Below are 18,337 nucleotides of genomic sequence, written 5' to 3'. Positions count from 1 at the left end.
GATTCTAATAATATTCTAGCGTTTAGTTATATTTAATTATCAATGGATGTTTTAACCCTTCCGAAAAGGTTTGGATATATCGCTCAAAGTCACTCAACATAGGGAATCCAAATTCAGACCAACCGTAACCTGTATAATATGTTACCGGAATGTTGGGTTGTTGGGCTGTAACTCCCAGAACATGGGTTTGTCTTTCTTTTTTGTTTGTTACAGGATTAATTATCTCATACGTGTCTATCTTGCTTTCTGTCATACCTTGAAGAAAAACAAGTCCTAGATATACGCCTGACGTTTTGGGTGTTGTTGGTTCGGCGTAAATAATATACTTCTTGTCTAAAGAGCTGATAATTGAATCTCCTTTTTCTCGTTTAACAAAGCCGGCAGCTACAGGCATTGTTTCTTTTATGGTGTATGCCTGAATAACTTTTGATAATTGAGAGCCTGCATCTAAAGATATTGTTCTGCTTTCGGCGACTGATTGTCCGTTTATATTCAAGTTATTATAAGTCAATTTGAATGTTGTGCGCAAAGGCCCATTATCAAGCAGTTCTTCTGATACGAAGTTTTCGTTCAGCCAAAGTTTGCTATCTACGTACGGAGACATAGCACCTGCTCCAAGGCTATATCCTGTCTTGTAATCATTGAGTCCCTCGCTCGGATCTTCTTGATAAGATATTGTTCCAGAGGTATCTTCTTTATACCATTTGTCTATGATAAGGTTATTGGTGCGTTTGTACCAGATATTTATACCATTTCCGGGACTATCTGTTTCAATACCGACAGGACCATACATACGGAACGCCACACGGTCATTTTCCCAAACGAAGCCATCTTTATGTCCCGAAAGAAGCCGTCCGAAGGTTTTTGGTGTAAAGTGCTGAACCTCCCCCGTTTCTATCATAAATGACTTTGACTCGTTTGCTTTTAGTTGTGGTTGAAAAATAATCTTACGGTCGTATGTCACTTGCGAAGGTATAATTTCACCTTCGGTCGTTTTAATGATATAAACCAGACTATCTGATACCACAATCCTATTCTTGATGCTATCAATGGGTATTTCTACCAATTCTGTCATCCGATCAAAATCCGTCGGGTTTTCGATCGTAATTATAACATCCTTCTCGGAACAGCCTAATAAGAATATCGTAGATAGTATTATGAGATATAATTTCTTCATTTCTATTGTTTTTTGAGTTTACAATATCTGTTTAAGGTTTAATATAACTTGTCAGTAGTGAAAGTGCCCATATCGCCATCAGTCCGATTTTATATTTTAAGATTGACCTTTAGAATTTAAAGAAATTTTTGGCATTGTAATATGATACATCCTCAACCAATTTGCCCAGAAACGGCAATTCAGAATAGGGGAGTAACCCTTGTTCAATATCTGTTCCGATGAGGTTGCATAGTATACGACGAAAATACTCGTGGCGAGGGTACGACAAAAAGCTTCGGGAGTCTGTTAACATGCCTACAAAGCGGCTCAGTAGTCCAAGATTTGATAGTGAGTTTATTTGAGCTTCCATCCCCGCTTTTTGGTCGAGGAACCACCAGCCAGATCCGAACTGTATTTTTCCTGCAACAGAACCATCCTGAAAGTTGCCAATCATGGTTGCAATCATATCATTATCGCGCGGGTTTAGGTTATATATGATTGTTTTAGTCAATTTGTTGTCAACGTCCAGTCTGTCAAGAAACTTTGACAATGCTTTAGCTACTGTGAAATCGCCCATGGAGTCGAATCCTGTATCTGCTCCTGCTTGCTTAAACAGGCGCGTATTATTGTTTCGGATGACACCGTAATGAAACTGCTGAGTCCAGCCTTTTTCCCAATCCATGATTGCGCCTTCTACGAGTATGGCAGATTTGAATTTGATGATCTCTTCCCGTGACAGCTCTTTGCCTCCATATACTTTGTTGAAAATAGCCTCTATTTCCCTCTGAGTATAGTCTTCGGCATAAAACTCTTCCATACCGTGATCGGAGAGTTTGCAGCCTACACCGGCAAAGAAGTCGTGGCGTTTGCGAAGAGCTGTAATTAAGTCAGTAAAGTTACTGATAGATATCCCCGAAACTTGAGATAGCTTCTCTACATAGGTACGAAATACATGAGGCACTTCTACTGCCATTACTTTATCGGGACGCCATGTGGGGAGTACTTTTATAGGGAAGCCTTCATTTTTTAAGGCTACATGATATTCTAATGAATCTACAGGATCATCTGTGGTGCATACAGCCTCAACGTTGTAATGCTTCATCAATCCCCGAGCTGAGAATTCGGGTGTGCGAAGTTTTGCCGTGCACTCATCATATATCTCTTTTGCTGTCTCAGGTTTTAATAACTTGGTAACCCCAAATGCGGTTTTTAATTCCAAATGCGTCCAGTGATATAGTGGGTTACGCATGGTGTAGGGTACGGTTTCTGCCCATTTCTCAAACTTTTCCCAATCGCTGGTGTCTTTTCCTGTACAAAATCTTTCGCTAATGCCATTTGTACGCATTGCACGCCATTTGTAGTGATCTCCACTCAACCAGATCTCTCCCAGATTGTCGAATTGATAATCTTCTGCAATCATTTTAGGATCGAGGTGACAATGGTAGTCTATAATAGGCAAGGATTTAGCATGCTCGTGATATAACTGCTGAGCTGTTTCATTTTGCAATACAAAATTGTCATCTAGAAAGTGTTTCATGAGCTTTATGGTTTTATTTTCTTGAATCAGGTTTGCCAGTTAACTTCATTTATTAATTGTGTGCGCACACACAAATTATTGCAAATATAACTATTAATGATAACTAATCAATATGTGTGCGCACACATATTTTATACTGTATAGGATAAATAGCAATATAATAGATTGTTATAAAGTTTTTGATGGCTGAAAAATGTTTTAAAACATTTATATCGCACTCCTCCGTAGAATATGGTGTACGTAAAATATTAGATGTTTATTCGAATAATTCAGGATACTTCTCTTTGGATATGCAATGAGTTTGATTTTTGATCTCTTCGTCTAAGATTGATCCCCATCCCAGTTTGTCAAATTCTTTTTCCAGAGCAAGGCATACTTCGAAGTCTTCTTCTGAGACTTTATATGTTTGTTCGTCTTTATTACCTGATACCGAAATTTCGAAACCGTTGTTCATTACCCACACATGCGCCTTGTATCCGTATATCTCTACGTATTGAGGCTGTTCCAAATCACAGAAGTGTGGTATTACTATTCTAAGTTTGTCCAGATCATGGATAGAATACGATTCTAACGGATCGAAAGCAATTGCTCCTTCCGGCAAGGCATTTAAGGCTACTCCTATCTGCGAAAGTTTAGCAATTAAGTCTTCTCTGTTGTCATATTGGAAGTAAACACAGAACGAATCACCCTCACAGTTGTGTCCTCCACGCGAACGCATGTAATGGAAAAACTGCAATTGGCGGCACCAGCGAATTATTTCTTCTTTTGTATTGTTCTGAAAAAGCCTTTCTTCCGATATCTTGTCTATATTCATCAATATGTCGTTAATTAGGTTCTAAGATATTATATTTTTTGTTATCAGGAAAGAATTCATAGTATCTGCTTTACATTCTTTAATTTCTCAAAAGAAGTTATTCTATGAAGCATTTGATTATTTTTGTCTCTATAAATAAGAAGTTAGAAGAGATAAATGCCTTTATTGAATTAAAATGCTCAGATGTTCCTCTCGTATATGATAGCAAGAGACTATACTTAATAATAAAATAGACTGATTTGAGAAAATTGGTCGGTTTTGGTATTGCTTACTAATGAGAAAGATACAGTCATAAAAGGATACTTAATTCTAATTAAATGCATTTTAATAAATATTTAATACAGAACTAACATTTATTCTTCTGCTTTTTTAAGTACTCCTCTTTTACTTTGACGAACGTTAACGACTAATCATATTTTTATAACCTTAAAAATCTCCTTTTAGTATGTTCTTATTAAACACCTCCTGACTGAGCCTTAAAATTGTAATGAAAATTGTTTAACCGTTTTTTTGAAAAACAATAAATAGATTATGAAAAAATATCAAGAAAAATCAATTCCGAAAGAAAGATTCAGGAACTTGCATACACGGTTTCTATTTCTTCTCTTATTTATTTTTATGTCGCTTTTGGCATATTCACAAACCCAGATAACAAAGGGTACTGTATATGATTCATCAAATGATCCGATCATAGGAGCATCCGTTACCATCAAAGGTACTACAAAAGCAACAATGACTGATGTTGACGGTAAGTTTAGTATCGAAACTTCCCGAAATGATGTACTAATTGTATCATATATAGGATTCAGTAAGAAAGAAGTACCTGTAAATAATCAGAATAATCTGTCTATAATACTAGAAGAAAATCGTCAAGTTTTAGATGAGGTTGTAGTGGTGGGTTACGGAACTCAAAAAAAGACTACCCTCACAGGTGCTGTTTCTGCAATAAATAATAAAGAAATAAGTACAACAAAAAATGAGAGCTTAGTGAACATGATGACCGGAAAGATTCCCGGGGTGAGGGTTGTTCAGAGAAGTTCCGAGCCCGGTAGCTTTAATAACCGGTTCGATATCCGAGGATTAGGAAACCCCTTGGTAGTAATAGATGGTGTGCCGCGTGACGACTTTGCTCGAATGGACCCGAACGAAATAGAGAGTATATCGGTGCTTAAAGATGCGTCTGCCGCTATTTATGGTGTACGTGCAGCTAACGGTGTAATCCTTATCACTACAAGAAAAGGAAACTCGGAAGGCAGTAAGTTTGATATAACATATTCGGCTAACTTCGGATTCCAGCAACCTATTGGTTTTCCTAACAGTACTGATGCAATTCAATATATGACATTGAAGAACGAGGCATCAAGAAGAAATTTCAACAATAACTATGTTAACCCTGTACCACTTCCGTATGGAGAGAGCGAATTTGAAGCTTTCAATAATGGTACTCGTGTTTCATCCGATTGGAGAGGTGCTGTTATGAGAGATATAACTCCTCAGTCTCAACACTCGTTGAATATGGCGGGATCTTCTAAAAATATATCATACTTCTTTAATCTTGGATATATGAAACAGGATGGTATAACCAAGACTAAATATCCGAATTATGATAAGTGGAATGTAAGAGCCAATGTTGATGCTAAGATTACAAGCTTTTTGAGAAGTGAATTCAGGGTAGCGGGTATGATGGACGAACGCAACGATATCAATGGCGGTTCTTGGAACCTGATTAAGAATACATGGTTGGCAAAATCGACAGAATCGATGTATGCCAATAACAATCCATTGTATCCTACAGCCGAAACGGACGAAAACCCGTTGTTATTGATGGACCCTAACAAGTCGGGATACTTTAATAATAAAGGACGTTCTTTTCAGTCATCTTTGGCATTGATCTTTGATGTACCCGGAGTGAAAGGTCTTTCGGCAAAAGCAATGTATAGCTACGACTATAAAGATAATGACTGGAAGAATTATGTGAGAACATACTCACTTTACAAGTATGATACAGGAAATGATACATATAATGAGTATGTGAAAAATACACCGTCTAAAGTTGCACGCGGATTTGGTAAAAATATTTCAAATTTGATGCAGTTGTCTTTGAATTATGACCGTACATTCTTCGAAAAACACAATGTGAAGGCGTTGTTCCTTTATGAAGAAAGTGGTAATGAAGGAGACAACTTCAATGCACAACGTAATCTTTCCTTAGAGGTTTTACACCTGTTTGCGGGTGATGCAGACGGTCAGATTGCAGGTATGGATGCAGGAGGACTTTATGATCAGCAGCGAAAAAGTTTTGTAGGTCGTATTAACTATGATTATGCGTCAAAATATTTACTCGAATTCAGCTTCAGACGTGACGGTTCATCCAAATTTAGTTCAAATGGTCGTTGGGGATGGTTCCCATCTGCATCTGCCGGTTGGAGAATTTCGGAAGAAAAGTTTGTGAAGGAGTTTGAGCCACTATCTTTTATTAATAATCTGAAGATCAGATCCAGCTATGGTGAAATGGGTGATGACGGAGCATTAAATTATCAATTCCTTACCGGATATGATTATCCTTCGGGAGGTGCTGTATTTGGAGGTGAGTTTATTAATGGTATCGGATTCCGTGGTATAGCCAATACATACCTTACATGGTACACCTCTAAGACATTTAATATTGGAGTAGATATCGACCTATGGGATGGTTTACTTGGTTTCCAATATGACTATTTTATCAGAAAAAGAGAAGGGCTGTTTACAGACCGTTTACTTTCACTACCGGGAACTTATGGAGCTAAACTTCCTCAGGAGAACCTGAATAGTGATAAAACAATGGGATATGAGGTTGTTTTGACTCACAGAAATAAAGTTAGTGATTTTGTTTATAATGTTTCTGCGAACATGTCGCTTACTCGTACCAAAAACGACTATTTCGAGCAAGGACGTGCAGGTAACTCATACGAACATTGGAAAGGTAATTACAATAATCGTTACAAAAATATCTGGTGGGGACAAACCTATGGCGGACAATTTACCTCTTACGACCAGATCCTTAATTATGACGTCAATGCAGGCGGAGGAAATCATGCTACATTGCCGGGAGATTATTACTATAAAGATCTGAATGGAGACGGTGTTATTGATGGTTGGGACGAAACTCCTATTGCCACAAGAGAATTGCCTTATATAAATTATGGTATTACTCTGGCTGCTGAATATAAAGGGATAGACATAAATATGCTATTTCAGGGAACAGCTAAGTCGTGGACAAGATATTACGAAATGTTAAATGTGCCATTAGCGTTTGATAAGAACACCTTAGATTTCTTTATGGATCGTTGGCATCCGACAGATCCTAATGCCGATGTTTATGATCCGAATACAGAATGGACTTCTGGATTCTTCCCGATGACAGGTAACGGGTCGGCATGGGGCGAAGGTACAAGAGCAGTTCAGAATGCGGCATATTTGCGTCTGAAGTCTATAGAGCTTGGCTATACATTGCCTAAAAAACTGACAACAAAGGTTGGGGTAAGCAATGCCCGCATCTATGTAAATGCTTATAACCTGTTTACTCTTACAGGGTTGAAATATATCGATCCGGAGCATCCGGGCGGAGGAGCAGATGCTAATGATAAACCCGAAAATGACTTATATGGCTATATGTATCCATTAACTCGTACATATAATGTCGGCTTTAGTCTTACTTTTTAAAGATATACTATTATGAAAAAATTAAAATATTTATTATTGGCTTTGGTTGTTGGAGGATTCTTTGCTTGTAACGATCTCGAAGTTGATCCCCCTAATATATTGACTGATAAAGATATCTTCAACTCAGAATCGGGTGTAACAGCCTACTTGACACGTTTGTATAGTGAGTTGCCCATTGAGGACTTCAAATATAACAGAACAGAAGGCTTTAATAAGTTTACAGCTTTCTGGGGATTAGGAGCAAATACAGGAGAATGGCTTCAGGCAAATGATTTCAGACAGTGGGATATAAACGGGAATGGCTTTGGTTACTGGCCTTATTCAGATATTCGTAATGCAAATTATTTTCTTAAATACTTGGGAGAATATGCTTCAAAGTATACCGAAGAGCAAGTGAATGCGTGGTTGGCTGAGGCTCGTTTTTGTCGGGCATATTATTACTTTGGAATGGTAAAACGCTATGGTGGAGTACCTATCGTAAAAGAATTGCAATCATATCCTGAACAAACCATTGAGGAACTGAGAGTTCCGAGAGATAAGGAAGAAGCTGTCTATGATTTTATTAGCGAAGACTTGCAATGGGCTGTCGATCACTTACCCGAGAGAAGCGTATCCGGCAGAGCCAATAAATATGTTGCTGCTGCATTGAAATCCAGAGCTATGTTGTTTGCCGGTTCTATCGCTAAATATGGAAAGGATTACTTTGTAGGAACTCCTGCTCACGATGCCGGATTGGTTGGTATACCTGAAGGTAGAGCTACAGATTATTTTAAGCAGAGTTACGATGCCGCTAAGTTGCTTGAAGGTCATTATGATCTGTATCAAAAAAATCCTGATCTGGTGCAAAACTATGTAGATGTATTCTTGGATACGAATAGCCCCGAAAACGTGTTTATAAAAGACTTCGTTTATATGGACAATGTAGAGGGATCACGTCACAGCTGGGATGCATTTGCTTCGCCACGGTCTAGTTCGAGTAGCTATGCGGGTGCTCTTTGCCCTACATTAGATGTTGTTGAAATGCTTGGAGAAGTAAAGGTAAACGACACGCAAGGCAATCCTATAAAATTCAATGCAAGAGAAGACCTGTTGACTACATTAGCTCCACGTCAGAGAGCAATAGCCCTCTTCCCGGGAGAAGTTTTCAGAGGGAAAGTGGTTGATGTCCAGGCCGGACTCTATGAGAATTATAGCCTTACAGCAGAGCCGATAAGAACCAATGATATTTATGCAAAATATAAAGCGACCAATGGTAAAGAATACAACATTATAGGGTATGATGGTATTGGTACAGCTGCATCGCCATCCAGTCCTACTGGCTTGCACATGAGGAAGTACAACAATTATAAAGTAAGTGTTGCTGAAGCAAATCTTTGGAAGTCTACTCAAGCATGGATTGATATTCGATATGCAGAGGTACTCCTTAATAGGGCAGAAGCTGCATTTGAATTGGGAACAGGCGAAATGAAAGCAGATGCTTTGGCTCAGATCAACAAGATAAGAAGCAGGGGTGGCGACAACTCGTTAAACCTTTCTGAATTGACAATAGATAAAATCAGAACAGAGCGTCAATGTGAATTAGCCTTCGAAAACCAGACTTGGTGGGATTTGCGTCGTTGGAGAATAGGTGAACAAATAAGAGAGAAACGCTACCATGCCCTTTATCCATATTATATCATCAATGAGAATAAATGGATATTTAAGAAGGCGGAAGAGCCTCATCGTACAGGGTACACATTCAATATAATACAATATTACGAACCTATACCTGGTGGTGAAATAGGTAAGAACCCGAATCTATTACCGAATAATCCACTATATTAAAAATCAGGAGTTATGAAAAAGATATTTAAATATTTATTCTTCATCACAATCGCATTCACTGTTACATCTTGTATGACAGATATTGATGATTTTGATTCACCGAAAGAAACGCTCAAAGGGACTGTTTATGACAAATTTACGGGAAAACCGATGATGACCGAAACAGGGCATATGCGTATCAAGCTCGAAGAATTGAGCTGGAGTGATACTCCAACCCCTCAATACTTTGGGAATAAGCAGGATGGAACATATTTCAATTCCATGATTTTCAAAGGACACTACAGAGTTACTTTAGAAAATGGCCCTTTTGTTCCCATCGATCCGGTAGAAATAGATATCAAAGGTACAGTAACTCAAGATTTCACTGTTGAACCATATTTACATCTCGAAATAACAGACATCATTCAGAACGGAACTTCTGCTACTGTCAAGTTCAAGATTTCGAGCGAGGTGGATATGTATCAGGTTACCGATGCGAAGGTTTTTGTAAACAATACATCCTTTGTGGGTAATGGTGCATACATAAGCGATTACGGCCGAAACGAACTAGACCTGAAAGGTATGACTAATGCTACGATCTATGCAACCGAGCATTCTATGACTATCGACGGGCTTAAGTCGGGGCGCAAATTCTACCTCAGAGCCGGAGCACGTGTTGCAGATCCTATCGTAAAGGGATATAATTATTCTGAGATTAAAGAAATAACAATACCATAATGATTATAAGAGGCTGTCATGAGAAGTTCAAAAATCACTTCTCTGACAGCCTTAAAAAAATAGAAAAAGTTATAGATGGGAGTCGATGTATATAATAATGTAGATTTAGGTAAAAAAGGTTGAAGTAACAACGGTACAGAAGTATACAAAATATATTTTCTCTGTATCGTTGTTTTAATCAAATAAATAGACCGAAACCGAACAAGCTCTGATACTCTCTGTTTATAAAACTATTTAACAAATAATTCAACATTATAAAGCATGATATTTTTTAGAAAACGTTATGGTAAACTGCTGTTTATCATGTGGCTTGTACTTGTTAGTCATATCCCATTATGTGCACAGCAAGAGCAATTATTCAGAGACGAAAGAGCTCCTATGCACGATCGTATCATAGACTTATTGTCAAAACTAACGATAGAAGAAAAAATAAGCCTTCTTACCGCCACTTCGCCCGGTATTCCGCGTTTAGAAATTCCTAAATACTATCATGGGAATGAGGCTCTTCATGGAGTGGTACGCCCTGGACGGTTCACCGTATTTCCGCAAGCTATAGGACTTGCCAGCATGTGGAATCCAGAGTTGAATTATCAGATAGCAACAGCCATTTCTGACGAAGCACGTGCGAGATGGAATCAACTGGAGCAAGGTAGGCTTCAAAAAGAACGCTTTACAGACCTTCTTACATTTTGGTCTCCTACCGTGAATATGGCTCGTGACCCACGTTGGGGGCGTACTCCCGAAACCTATGGTGAAGATCCTTATTTGTCGGGCGTTTTAGGTACTGCATTTGTAAAAGGTTTGCAGGGAGACGATCCCACTTATCTGAAAATAGTAGCTACTCCAAAACATTTTGCTGCAAATAACGAAGAACATAATCGTTTTACGGCGAATCCTCAGATATCGGAAAGGCAATTGAGGGAATATTATCTTCCTGCCTTCGAAATGTGTGTAAGAGAAGGGAAATCAGCGTCCATCATGTCGGCTTACAATGCCATTAATGATGTTCCGTGTACGGCAAATCCTTGGTTGTTGACCAAAGTTTTAAGGAACGATTGGGGATTTAACGGATATGTTGTTTCAGACTGTGGAGGTCCAAGTCTTCTGGTTTCGGCGATGAAATATGTAAAGACAAAAGAAGCCGCAGCCACACTTTCAATCAAAGCCGGACTTGATCTCGAGTGTGGCGATGATGTATATATGCAACCTCTTTTGAATGCATACAATCAGTATATGGTTTCGCAAGCTGACATCGATTCTGCTGCATACAGAGTGCTGCGGGCACGTATGAAATTAGGATTATTTGATGACCCTGACCATAACCCGTACAGCAAAATATTGCCTTCGGTTATAGGTTCAGAAAAACACAAAGAACTGGCTCTCGAATCGGCACGTCAGAGTATTGTCTTGTTGAAAAACAAAGACAAGACATTACCCTTAAACCCTAAAAAGATAAAATCAATAGCAGTTGTAGGTATAAATGCCGGTAACAGTGAGTTCGGAGATTATAGTGGTATTCCCGCCAATGCCCCCATCTCTATATTGCAAGGAATAAAAGATCAGGTAGGGAAGGATGTGAAAATCGTATATGCACCATGGAAATCTGCTGCCGATGGAAAAGAAATGATATCTGCGTCTTATTTTCCACAAGGATTGAAATCGGAATATTTTACAAATATGGAACTATTGGGTACACCGAAGGTGCGTACCGAGGAATGGGTAAACTTTGAGCCTGCTAATCAGGCTCCCGATCCCTTTATTCCGCCATTTCCATTATCTATCCGTTGGACAGGGAAACTCAAACCCACCGTGTCGGGAAATTATACGTTGTACTATACTGCCGATGATGGTTCTCGTCTTTTTATCAATGGCGAAAAACTCATAGATGCTTGGCAAGAAAGGAGTATTACTACAGACTCGATTACTTACTATTTTGAAGCAGGGAAGGAGTATGATCTTAGAGCCGAATATTTTAATAATCGGGATAATTCTGTTGCTAAGCTTTACTGGAAAATACCAACTATAGGAACACAGCAGCGACTTGATATGTATGGCGAAGCGGGTAAAGCAGTTCGCGAGTGCGAGCAGGTAGTTGCTGTATTAGGTATCAATAAAACGATAGAAAGGGAAGGACAAGACCGATACGATATACACTTGCCTGCTGATCAGATGGAATTTATACAGGAAATCTATAAAGTGAATCCAAATATTACGGTTGTATTGGTTGCGGGAAGTTCTCTTGCAATCAACTGGATGGAAGACAAAATTCCGGCGATTGTTAATGCTTGGTATCCCGGCGAACAGGGAGGAAAGGCTGTAGCCGAGGTATTATTTGGTCGTTATAATCCCGCCGGAAGACTACCTCTTACATACTATAGCAGCTTGAATGAAGTTCCTGCTTTTGATGATTATGATGTAACCAAAGGACGGGGCTATCAGTACTTCAAAGGGAAACCCTTATATCCTTTCGGATATGGTCTAAGTTATACATCTTTCGTATATAAGAATCTTAGACTGACCGAAAATAACGAATTCGTAAATCTGGTTTTCGACCTGAAGAATACCGGTAAGATGGATGGTGATGAAGTTTCGCAGGTATATGTAAAGTTACCCGAAACAGGAGTAATAATGCCTATTAAAGAATTGAAAGGTTTTAAAAGAAGCTTTATAAAGAAAGGAGAAACAAAGAGAATTGAAATTGAAATCAAAAAAGAACAGTTGAGATATTGGAATGAAGAGTTGGGAAAATTTGTAGTTCCTGAAGGAGTATATGAATTTATGGTTGGAGCGTCTTCTTCCGATATCAGGTTATCTGAAAAGTATAATCTAATGCCAGCGAAATAGATTTCAGTAGCTTCTTTTCATCTTCAGAAAGCACTGATTTCTTAGAAAAACTGTTGAAGAGCTTATTGTCGTAAACAATTAAAGTGGTCGGCTCGAAACGTAACCGTTAGAGCCGTCTACACGCTCTTTATATGCCTATATAATCTAATTTTTTATCAAAAACATTATCAATCATGGAAAATTCTTCACATTACAGAGTGTTTACAAGACAATCTCTTGTTTGGATTATACTCTTTATTCTTGGAGTGTATAGTCCATTGTACGGACAATCGTGGAAGGCCTCGGGGTCGGATCAGTATCCTAAATTAGAAACCTTTGTTTCCGCCTTATCGGCTACCGATAGGGGTATTGTGGGCGACGGAGTCACCGATAATACAGCTGTGATACAAACAGCTTTAAACGACATAGCAACATGGGGTGGAGGTGCTCTTTATCTGCCCGATGGCAAATATGTAATCAATGGCGGACTGATAATTCCTAAAGGAGTTATTCTCCGTGGCGATTGGAAAAAGCCTGTGAAAGGAGAGCCGATAGGTGGTACGATCCTTATGGGATTTGCCGGTAGGGGCGATGTGAATAGCTCGCCTTTGCTCACTCTCGAATCTGCATCGGCTGTTATGGATATCGCTATTTGGTATCCCGAACAGAACCCCGATAATATAGTTGCATATCCCCCATCTATTTTGTTCGGAAAACCCGGCTATTGGGGTAATGACTTTGCGAATGCAAAGAACGTGACATTTGTAAATTCATATATCGGGCTCATGTATTCGAGAACAAATACAGGCGGCTGCCCTATTGTAAATGGAATGTATGGAACACCGCTTTCGGTAGGTGTAGAAATAGATAATATAGGTGATGTAGGGCGAATTGAGAATATCGATTTCTCACCAAGTTATTGGGCCTCATCAGGGTTGACAGGCTCTCCTGCTGCCGGAAGCGCTTTTGCAAACTGGATATACGAGCATGGGACAGGAATCGTAATGCGTAGGAACGACTGGTCGTATACTACGTATGTTCATGTAGAAAAATACAATAAAGGAATACTATTGGGCTATTCGATGTCGGCAGGCAGCGAAGGTTTTACTCCAAACGGACATTATTATGATTTGACGTTTAAGGATTGTAAAACAGCTGTCTATGCAGAAGCTGTGAATGATGTAGGTCTCTTGTGTTCTAACCTGAAAATACAAAATTGTGAAACCGGATTTTCTTTCAGACCGAATACAGGCGGAGTATTTCAGATACAAGCTTCTCAGATTGAAGCTACCTCCGAGGCTATTTCAGTGGATAAATCATCGGGGACAAAAATTTTGTTGAATCAGTCGTTAGTAAGCAAAGGTGCAATCAACATCGGCGGAGGTTCGCTTGTTGCCAATAATAATGATTTCAACAATGATAAGCCGCAGATAACTATTGGTATTGCTGCAAGGTCTATTTTAAATGGAAATCGTTTCTCGAAAGAGGTTGATATCAAGAATAAATCTATTCTCGAAAATGTAATAGACCATACGCCTGTTTCTATGGCACAAGTACCAAGCTTTGAAAAAATACAGGATCAGAGCAGAAAGCCATCGAGAGAAGTGCTTTACAATGCTGCGGCTGCACCATACAATGCTATAGGAAACGGGACAACTGATAATACGAATGCCATACAAACAGCCTTGAATCAGGCCGGAACTGATGGCGGAGGGATTGTTTTTCTTCCTCCGGGTAAGTATAAAGTCTTGGGACACCTGACAATTCCTTCGGGGGTAGAACTAAGAGGGGCGTCTGATATTCCTTCTTCTCCACTTGGCAAAGGTAGTATTATAGAAGTTTATGCAGACAAAGGCAATCCGAACGGAACTCCATTTATTAAGTTGTCTTCAAATAGCGGTATTCGTGCACTGGCGTTTAATTATCCCGAACAGGATGCACGTTTACTACCTAATATGCCATCATATCCTTATTGTATCCAGGCTACAGGAGCTAATACGTATGTTATAAATATAGGGGTAAGGGCTACAGATAAATTTCTCGATTTGTTTACTTACAAATGCGATAATCATTTTGTAGACTATGTCATGGGACATGTCTTTACATCCGGTGTAAAGGTCGGTGGCAACTCCAAAGACGGGATTGTACAAAATGTACATGTGAATGTAAACGCTTATGCCTACGGTGGCGAATCGAAATGGGGAAGCTGGCCAAATTCTCCTAATCCGAGTAGTGAAGGAAATCTCATCGACGCTTCTTACGTGCATGGAACAAATCATCTTCAGTTTTTAGAGGTGGGTTCGTGTGAAAACTTACGCTTATATAACGACTTTATCTTTGGAGGGCATAATGGCTTTATACTGAATGACAATGCCAAAGGTTCATCTTTAGGATTGGGTATAGACGGTAGTATAAGTGCATTCAAGGTAGTTGGAAGCGGAATCGAGTCTTTTGATCTTATCAATACCCAGATCGTTGCTTTTGGTAGCGATAGCCGATATATTGAAACAAGCCCGAACTTTACAGGGAAGGTTACTTTCTTTAATTCAGACTATTGGGGAAATCCAACAAAAGGACTTGCATTGTCGGGAGGAAAGGTAGAAATGCAAACGGCACATTTCCATCATCCCGGACAAACAGGATTGGCTTCATTAGCTTCCGGCTCAGAGTTGAGCCTTCAGGCTTCATCTGTTATGCCTGTCAACAACCTTTTGATAGGTGGAGGAGAAGCGGGATTGTCAGTCGTTTCGTCGATAACAAACTCTTCGGGAATTAATACTGCCAATGTGAAACTTTGGAAAAATAACCTTGCCCATTCTCCAAAGCTGTCAGGCGAAAATGTTTACGATCGTACAGGCTGGTCGGCTTCTGCATCGAATAATACAAATGGCGCAAGAAACGCATTGGATGGCAATCCTGCTACCCGATGGGATACTGAAGCGGTTCAAGCTCCCGGGCAATGGTTCTTGGTAGATATGAACGAAGAAAAAGATATTGATGCTATTATTCTTGATTATTCAGCCAGTTCGGGAGATTTTCCTGTAGGTTATGAGATTCTCGTGTCAAGCGATGGGGCTTCGTGGAATAGCGTAGCTACAGGAAAAGGAAATAGCAACATGTTGTTTGTTATCTTAGACCAAACAGTAAAAGGACGATATATAAAAATAAACCAAACAGGATCGAAAGACTTGTACTGGTCAATCCACGAATTTTATGTTTATAAGTCTGAAGAAGTAGCCGAGGAAGTTCCTCTGGATATGACAGGATGGATTGCTTCTGCATCGAATAATACGAATGCGGCTCAGAATGCAATAGATTATAATGATGAAACTCGATGGGATACAGAAGCTCTCCAAGCTCCGGGACAGTGGTTTATGGTAGATATGAGAAAAGAACAGGAGTTTGATAAATTGGTGTTGGACTGTACCAAAAGCCCGAATGATTTTCCTGTTTCTTACGAAGTATATGTCTCTAATGACGGTACAACATGGGGAAGCCCTATACATACAGGTAATGGCAGCCCGAATAGCTTTATCATAAAGTTTGAGTCGCAGAAGTACAGATATATCCGCATTGTTCAGACAGGAACTAATCCGGGTGGTTACTGGTCGATACATGAATTTAGGGTATATAACACAAATGCAACGACTCCGATCTCCAACTCTCACAACTATGAGCATTACATCATGTACGGACAAAGCTTGTCTACAGGGCATGAATCGGATAAGCTGTCTACCGATAACCTTGATGGAAACTATATGATAGGAAGCCAAGTCTGGATAAATTATGGAAATCAGGCACTAAACACATTGAGCCCTTTAGTAGCTACCGAATATGGTACAGCTTTGGGTGAGAGTCCGTTGCACGGAGCTGTCAATCATTTACGTAAGCAAGTTCCGTTAATACATGATACTACGGGTAAAGAAAATCGTATTTTGGCAACATCGAGTGGAACAAGTGGAAAGAATATAGAAGAGCTTTCGAAAGAATACCAAGGCTCGGAAGTATTATATAATAATTATATCACAGCTCTGGAAAAAGCAAAAACGATTGTTGACAGAACCAACAGTACTATTTCTTGTCCGGCTATCATATTCATGCAAGGAGAATTCAATTATTACAACGAGTATGGTGCAGGACTTGATGGACACGAGGGAACTGCATCGGGAGATAAAGCGACATATAAGAATTTGCTTATGACGCTAAAAAATAATATGCAAGCAGATGCTAAAGCACAGTACCAGCAGGCTGACAATCCGGTCTTCTATACCTATCAGGCAGGAGCTCAATATACAAAAGGTAGAAGCTTAGAAATAGGAATGGCACAACTGGAAGCTGCGAATGCAAATAGTGATATTATTTGTGTTGGACCCATTTATCCCATGACAGACGTTGGAGGGCACTTGGATGCAAATGGTTACCGTTGGTACGGCGAAATGATAGGGAAGGTGATATATAAAACGAAGGTTTTAGGTGAAACTTTTACACCACTGCAACCAATAGAAATCTCTCGTGTTGAAGGAAATCAAAAGCAAGTACGTATAAAATACATTGCTCCGAAGCTGCCATTGGTACTTGATAACAAAACCTTATTAGAAATGCCTAATTATGGATTTAACATTTATCTGAACGATGTAGAGCAAAGCATTCAGAACGTAGTGATAGACGGATCGGAACAGGATTGTGTTCTTATTACTTGTGCCAATAATCTGGATGGAGCTATCGAGGTTACTTATGCGGGTGTAGATGCTACATTGTCAGGGCGAAACTTGCGAGGACATGGAAATCTGCGCGATAGCGATGACTATCAGGCATTCTTCAATTACGAACATAAAACATGGAACAATTCTCCTACTACAAGTGGAGAACCAATGGATGCTTCAGGGAATGTTATTGATGGAAAACATTATCCATTATATAATTTTAGTGTTGCTTTCTACTACAAGTTAGATGCAGACAAGGATAAATATATTGTTCCTAATCTGAGCGATATGTATTCAGATACCGACATAAGCTCGCTGAAGGTAAATGGTGATGATTGGAATATTGAGAATACTTATGTTTTAGATTGTGGTTCTTCAGCGGATAAGATCGATGTGGCCGTTATTCCTGCTATCGGAGCCACAGTAAGTGGAGGCAAGTCTTTCTCTATGGATGTGAAAAAGCCGGGTTTGTATGAGAAGGTTATCACAGTAACTGCCGCAGATGGTATAGCAAGCAAAAGCTATACGCTGAAAGTAGAAGTGCCAATTCCTTTCAATAGTATAGTAGTACAGAAGTGGAACAATATCTTAGCTGTTAATAATAATGCGGCTACAAATGGAGGTTACGTTTTCAAAGATTACCAATGGTTTAGAAATGGAGAAAAGATTGGAACCAACAAACAATATTATTCTGCCGGAGGTAAAGAAACCGACATTCTCGATAAAGCTGCTTTGTATTCTGTAAGGATGACGACAGCAGACGGGAAAAGCTTTTCTACCTGCCAGGGAAGTGCACTCCTTAAGAGTTCGTCAACAAAGGTATATCCTAATCCGGTAAATGCTTTAGAAGTAATCAGTTTGGAAACAGATTTGGATGAGGATATGTTGAAAGGGGCAAAACTACAAGTATACACTATTGCGGGAAGTTTAGAAAAATCAATTCCTGTGGTAGGTAAAGTAACACAGTTTACACTATCCAAAGCAGGAACATTTATAGTAAAACTTCGAACAAAGAGTGGCTTTGAAGAAGAGTTTAAGATAATAGCAAAATAAGTATAATA

Annotated in this window: 8 protein-coding genes; 5 read left to right on the top strand and 3 right to left on the bottom strand. The window is 39.3% G+C overall.

The genetic code is table 11. The features are described from left to right. Window positions 1-22: 22 nt before the first annotated feature. The 3 genes from PKC55_RS06595 to PKC55_RS06585 all read right to left on the bottom strand — a co-directional run bounded on the left by PKC55_RS06595 (window position 23) and on the right by PKC55_RS06585 (window position 3,507). Entirely contained in the window at window positions 23-1,177 is a 1,155-nt protein-coding gene (locus tag PKC55_RS06595) for a DUF4861 family protein (RefSeq protein WP_291123917.1), read from the bottom strand. Between the two features lie 109 nt (window positions 1,178-1,286). Further along, window positions 1,287-2,693: a glucuronate isomerase gene (gene uxaC, locus PKC55_RS06590; RefSeq protein WP_291123919.1), complete on the bottom strand. Its 1,407-nt coding sequence runs from the start codon at window positions 2,691-2,693 to the stop codon at window positions 1,287-1,289. Window positions 2,694-2,949: 256 nt separating this feature from the next. Then, the gene (locus PKC55_RS06585) at window positions 2,950-3,507 is read right to left on the bottom strand and encodes a hypothetical protein (protein ID WP_291123921.1); all 558 of its coding nucleotides are present in this window, start codon (window positions 3,505-3,507) and stop codon (window positions 2,950-2,952) included. Window positions 3,508-4,038: 531 nt separating this feature from the next. Here PKC55_RS06585 and PKC55_RS06580 point away from each other — a divergent pair. The 5 genes from PKC55_RS06580 (at window position 4,039) to PKC55_RS06560 (ending at window position 18,329) form a co-directional block, all read left to right on the top strand. Further along, window positions 4,039-7,209, top strand: a complete 3,171-nt coding sequence (locus PKC55_RS06580) for a SusC/RagA family TonB-linked outer membrane protein (RefSeq protein ID WP_291123923.1) — start codon at window positions 4,039-4,041, stop codon at window positions 7,207-7,209. Between the two features lie 12 nt (window positions 7,210-7,221). Then, window positions 7,222-9,033 (top strand): RagB/SusD family nutrient uptake outer membrane protein, encoded by a 1,812-nt coding sequence (locus PKC55_RS06575; RefSeq protein WP_291123925.1) that lies wholly within the window; start codon window positions 7,222-7,224, stop codon window positions 9,031-9,033. Between the two features lie 12 nt (window positions 9,034-9,045). Further along, complete coding sequence (locus tag PKC55_RS06570; RefSeq protein WP_135104511.1) at window positions 9,046-9,750, top strand: DUF3823 domain-containing protein; 705 nt, start codon at window positions 9,046-9,048, stop codon at window positions 9,748-9,750. 303 nt (window positions 9,751-10,053) lie between these two features. Further along, a complete protein-coding gene (locus tag PKC55_RS06565; protein WP_291123941.1) occupies window positions 10,054-12,594 on the top strand; it encodes a glycoside hydrolase family 3 protein in 2,541 nt (846 codons plus the stop codon). 173 nt (window positions 12,595-12,767) lie between these two features. Then, on the top strand, window positions 12,768-18,329 hold the full coding sequence (locus PKC55_RS06560; RefSeq protein ID WP_291123927.1) for a discoidin domain-containing protein: 5,562 nt from the start codon (window positions 12,768-12,770) through the stop codon (window positions 18,327-18,329). Window positions 18,330-18,337 lie beyond the last annotated feature (8 nt).

This window comes from Dysgonomonas sp. (assembly GCF_035323175.1).
GTDB lineage: Bacteria > Bacteroidota > Bacteroidia > Bacteroidales > Dysgonomonadaceae > Dysgonomonas.
The sequence above is the reverse complement of the archived record's forward strand: the minus strand, read 5'-3'. Positions and strand labels throughout refer to the sequence as shown.

Excerpts from the sequence above, each read along its gene's own strand:
- PKC55_RS06575 (WP_291123925.1), top strand. The coding sequence starts at position 7,222 with ATGAAAAAATTAAAATATTTATTATTGGCTTTGGTTGTTGGAGGATTC.
- PKC55_RS06585 (WP_291123921.1), bottom strand. The coding sequence starts at position 3,507 with ATGAATATAGACAAGATATCGGAAGAAAGGCTTTTTCAGAACAATACA.
- PKC55_RS06580 (WP_291123923.1), top strand. The coding sequence starts at position 4,039 with ATGAAAAAATATCAAGAAAAATCAATTCCGAAAGAAAGATTCAGGAAC.
- PKC55_RS06595 (WP_291123917.1), bottom strand. The coding sequence starts at position 1,177 with ATGAAGAAATTATATCTCATAATACTATCTACGATATTCTTATTAGGC.
- PKC55_RS06560 (WP_291123927.1), top strand. The coding sequence starts at position 12,768 with ATGGAAAATTCTTCACATTACAGAGTGTTTACAAGACAATCTCTTGTT.
- PKC55_RS06570 (WP_135104511.1), top strand. The coding sequence starts at position 9,046 with ATGAAAAAGATATTTAAATATTTATTCTTCATCACAATCGCATTCACT.
- uxaC (WP_291123919.1), bottom strand. The coding sequence starts at position 2,693 with ATGAAACACTTTCTAGATGACAATTTTGTATTGCAAAATGAAACAGCT.
- PKC55_RS06565 (WP_291123941.1), top strand. The coding sequence starts at position 10,054 with ATGTGGCTTGTACTTGTTAGTCATATCCCATTATGTGCACAGCAAGAG.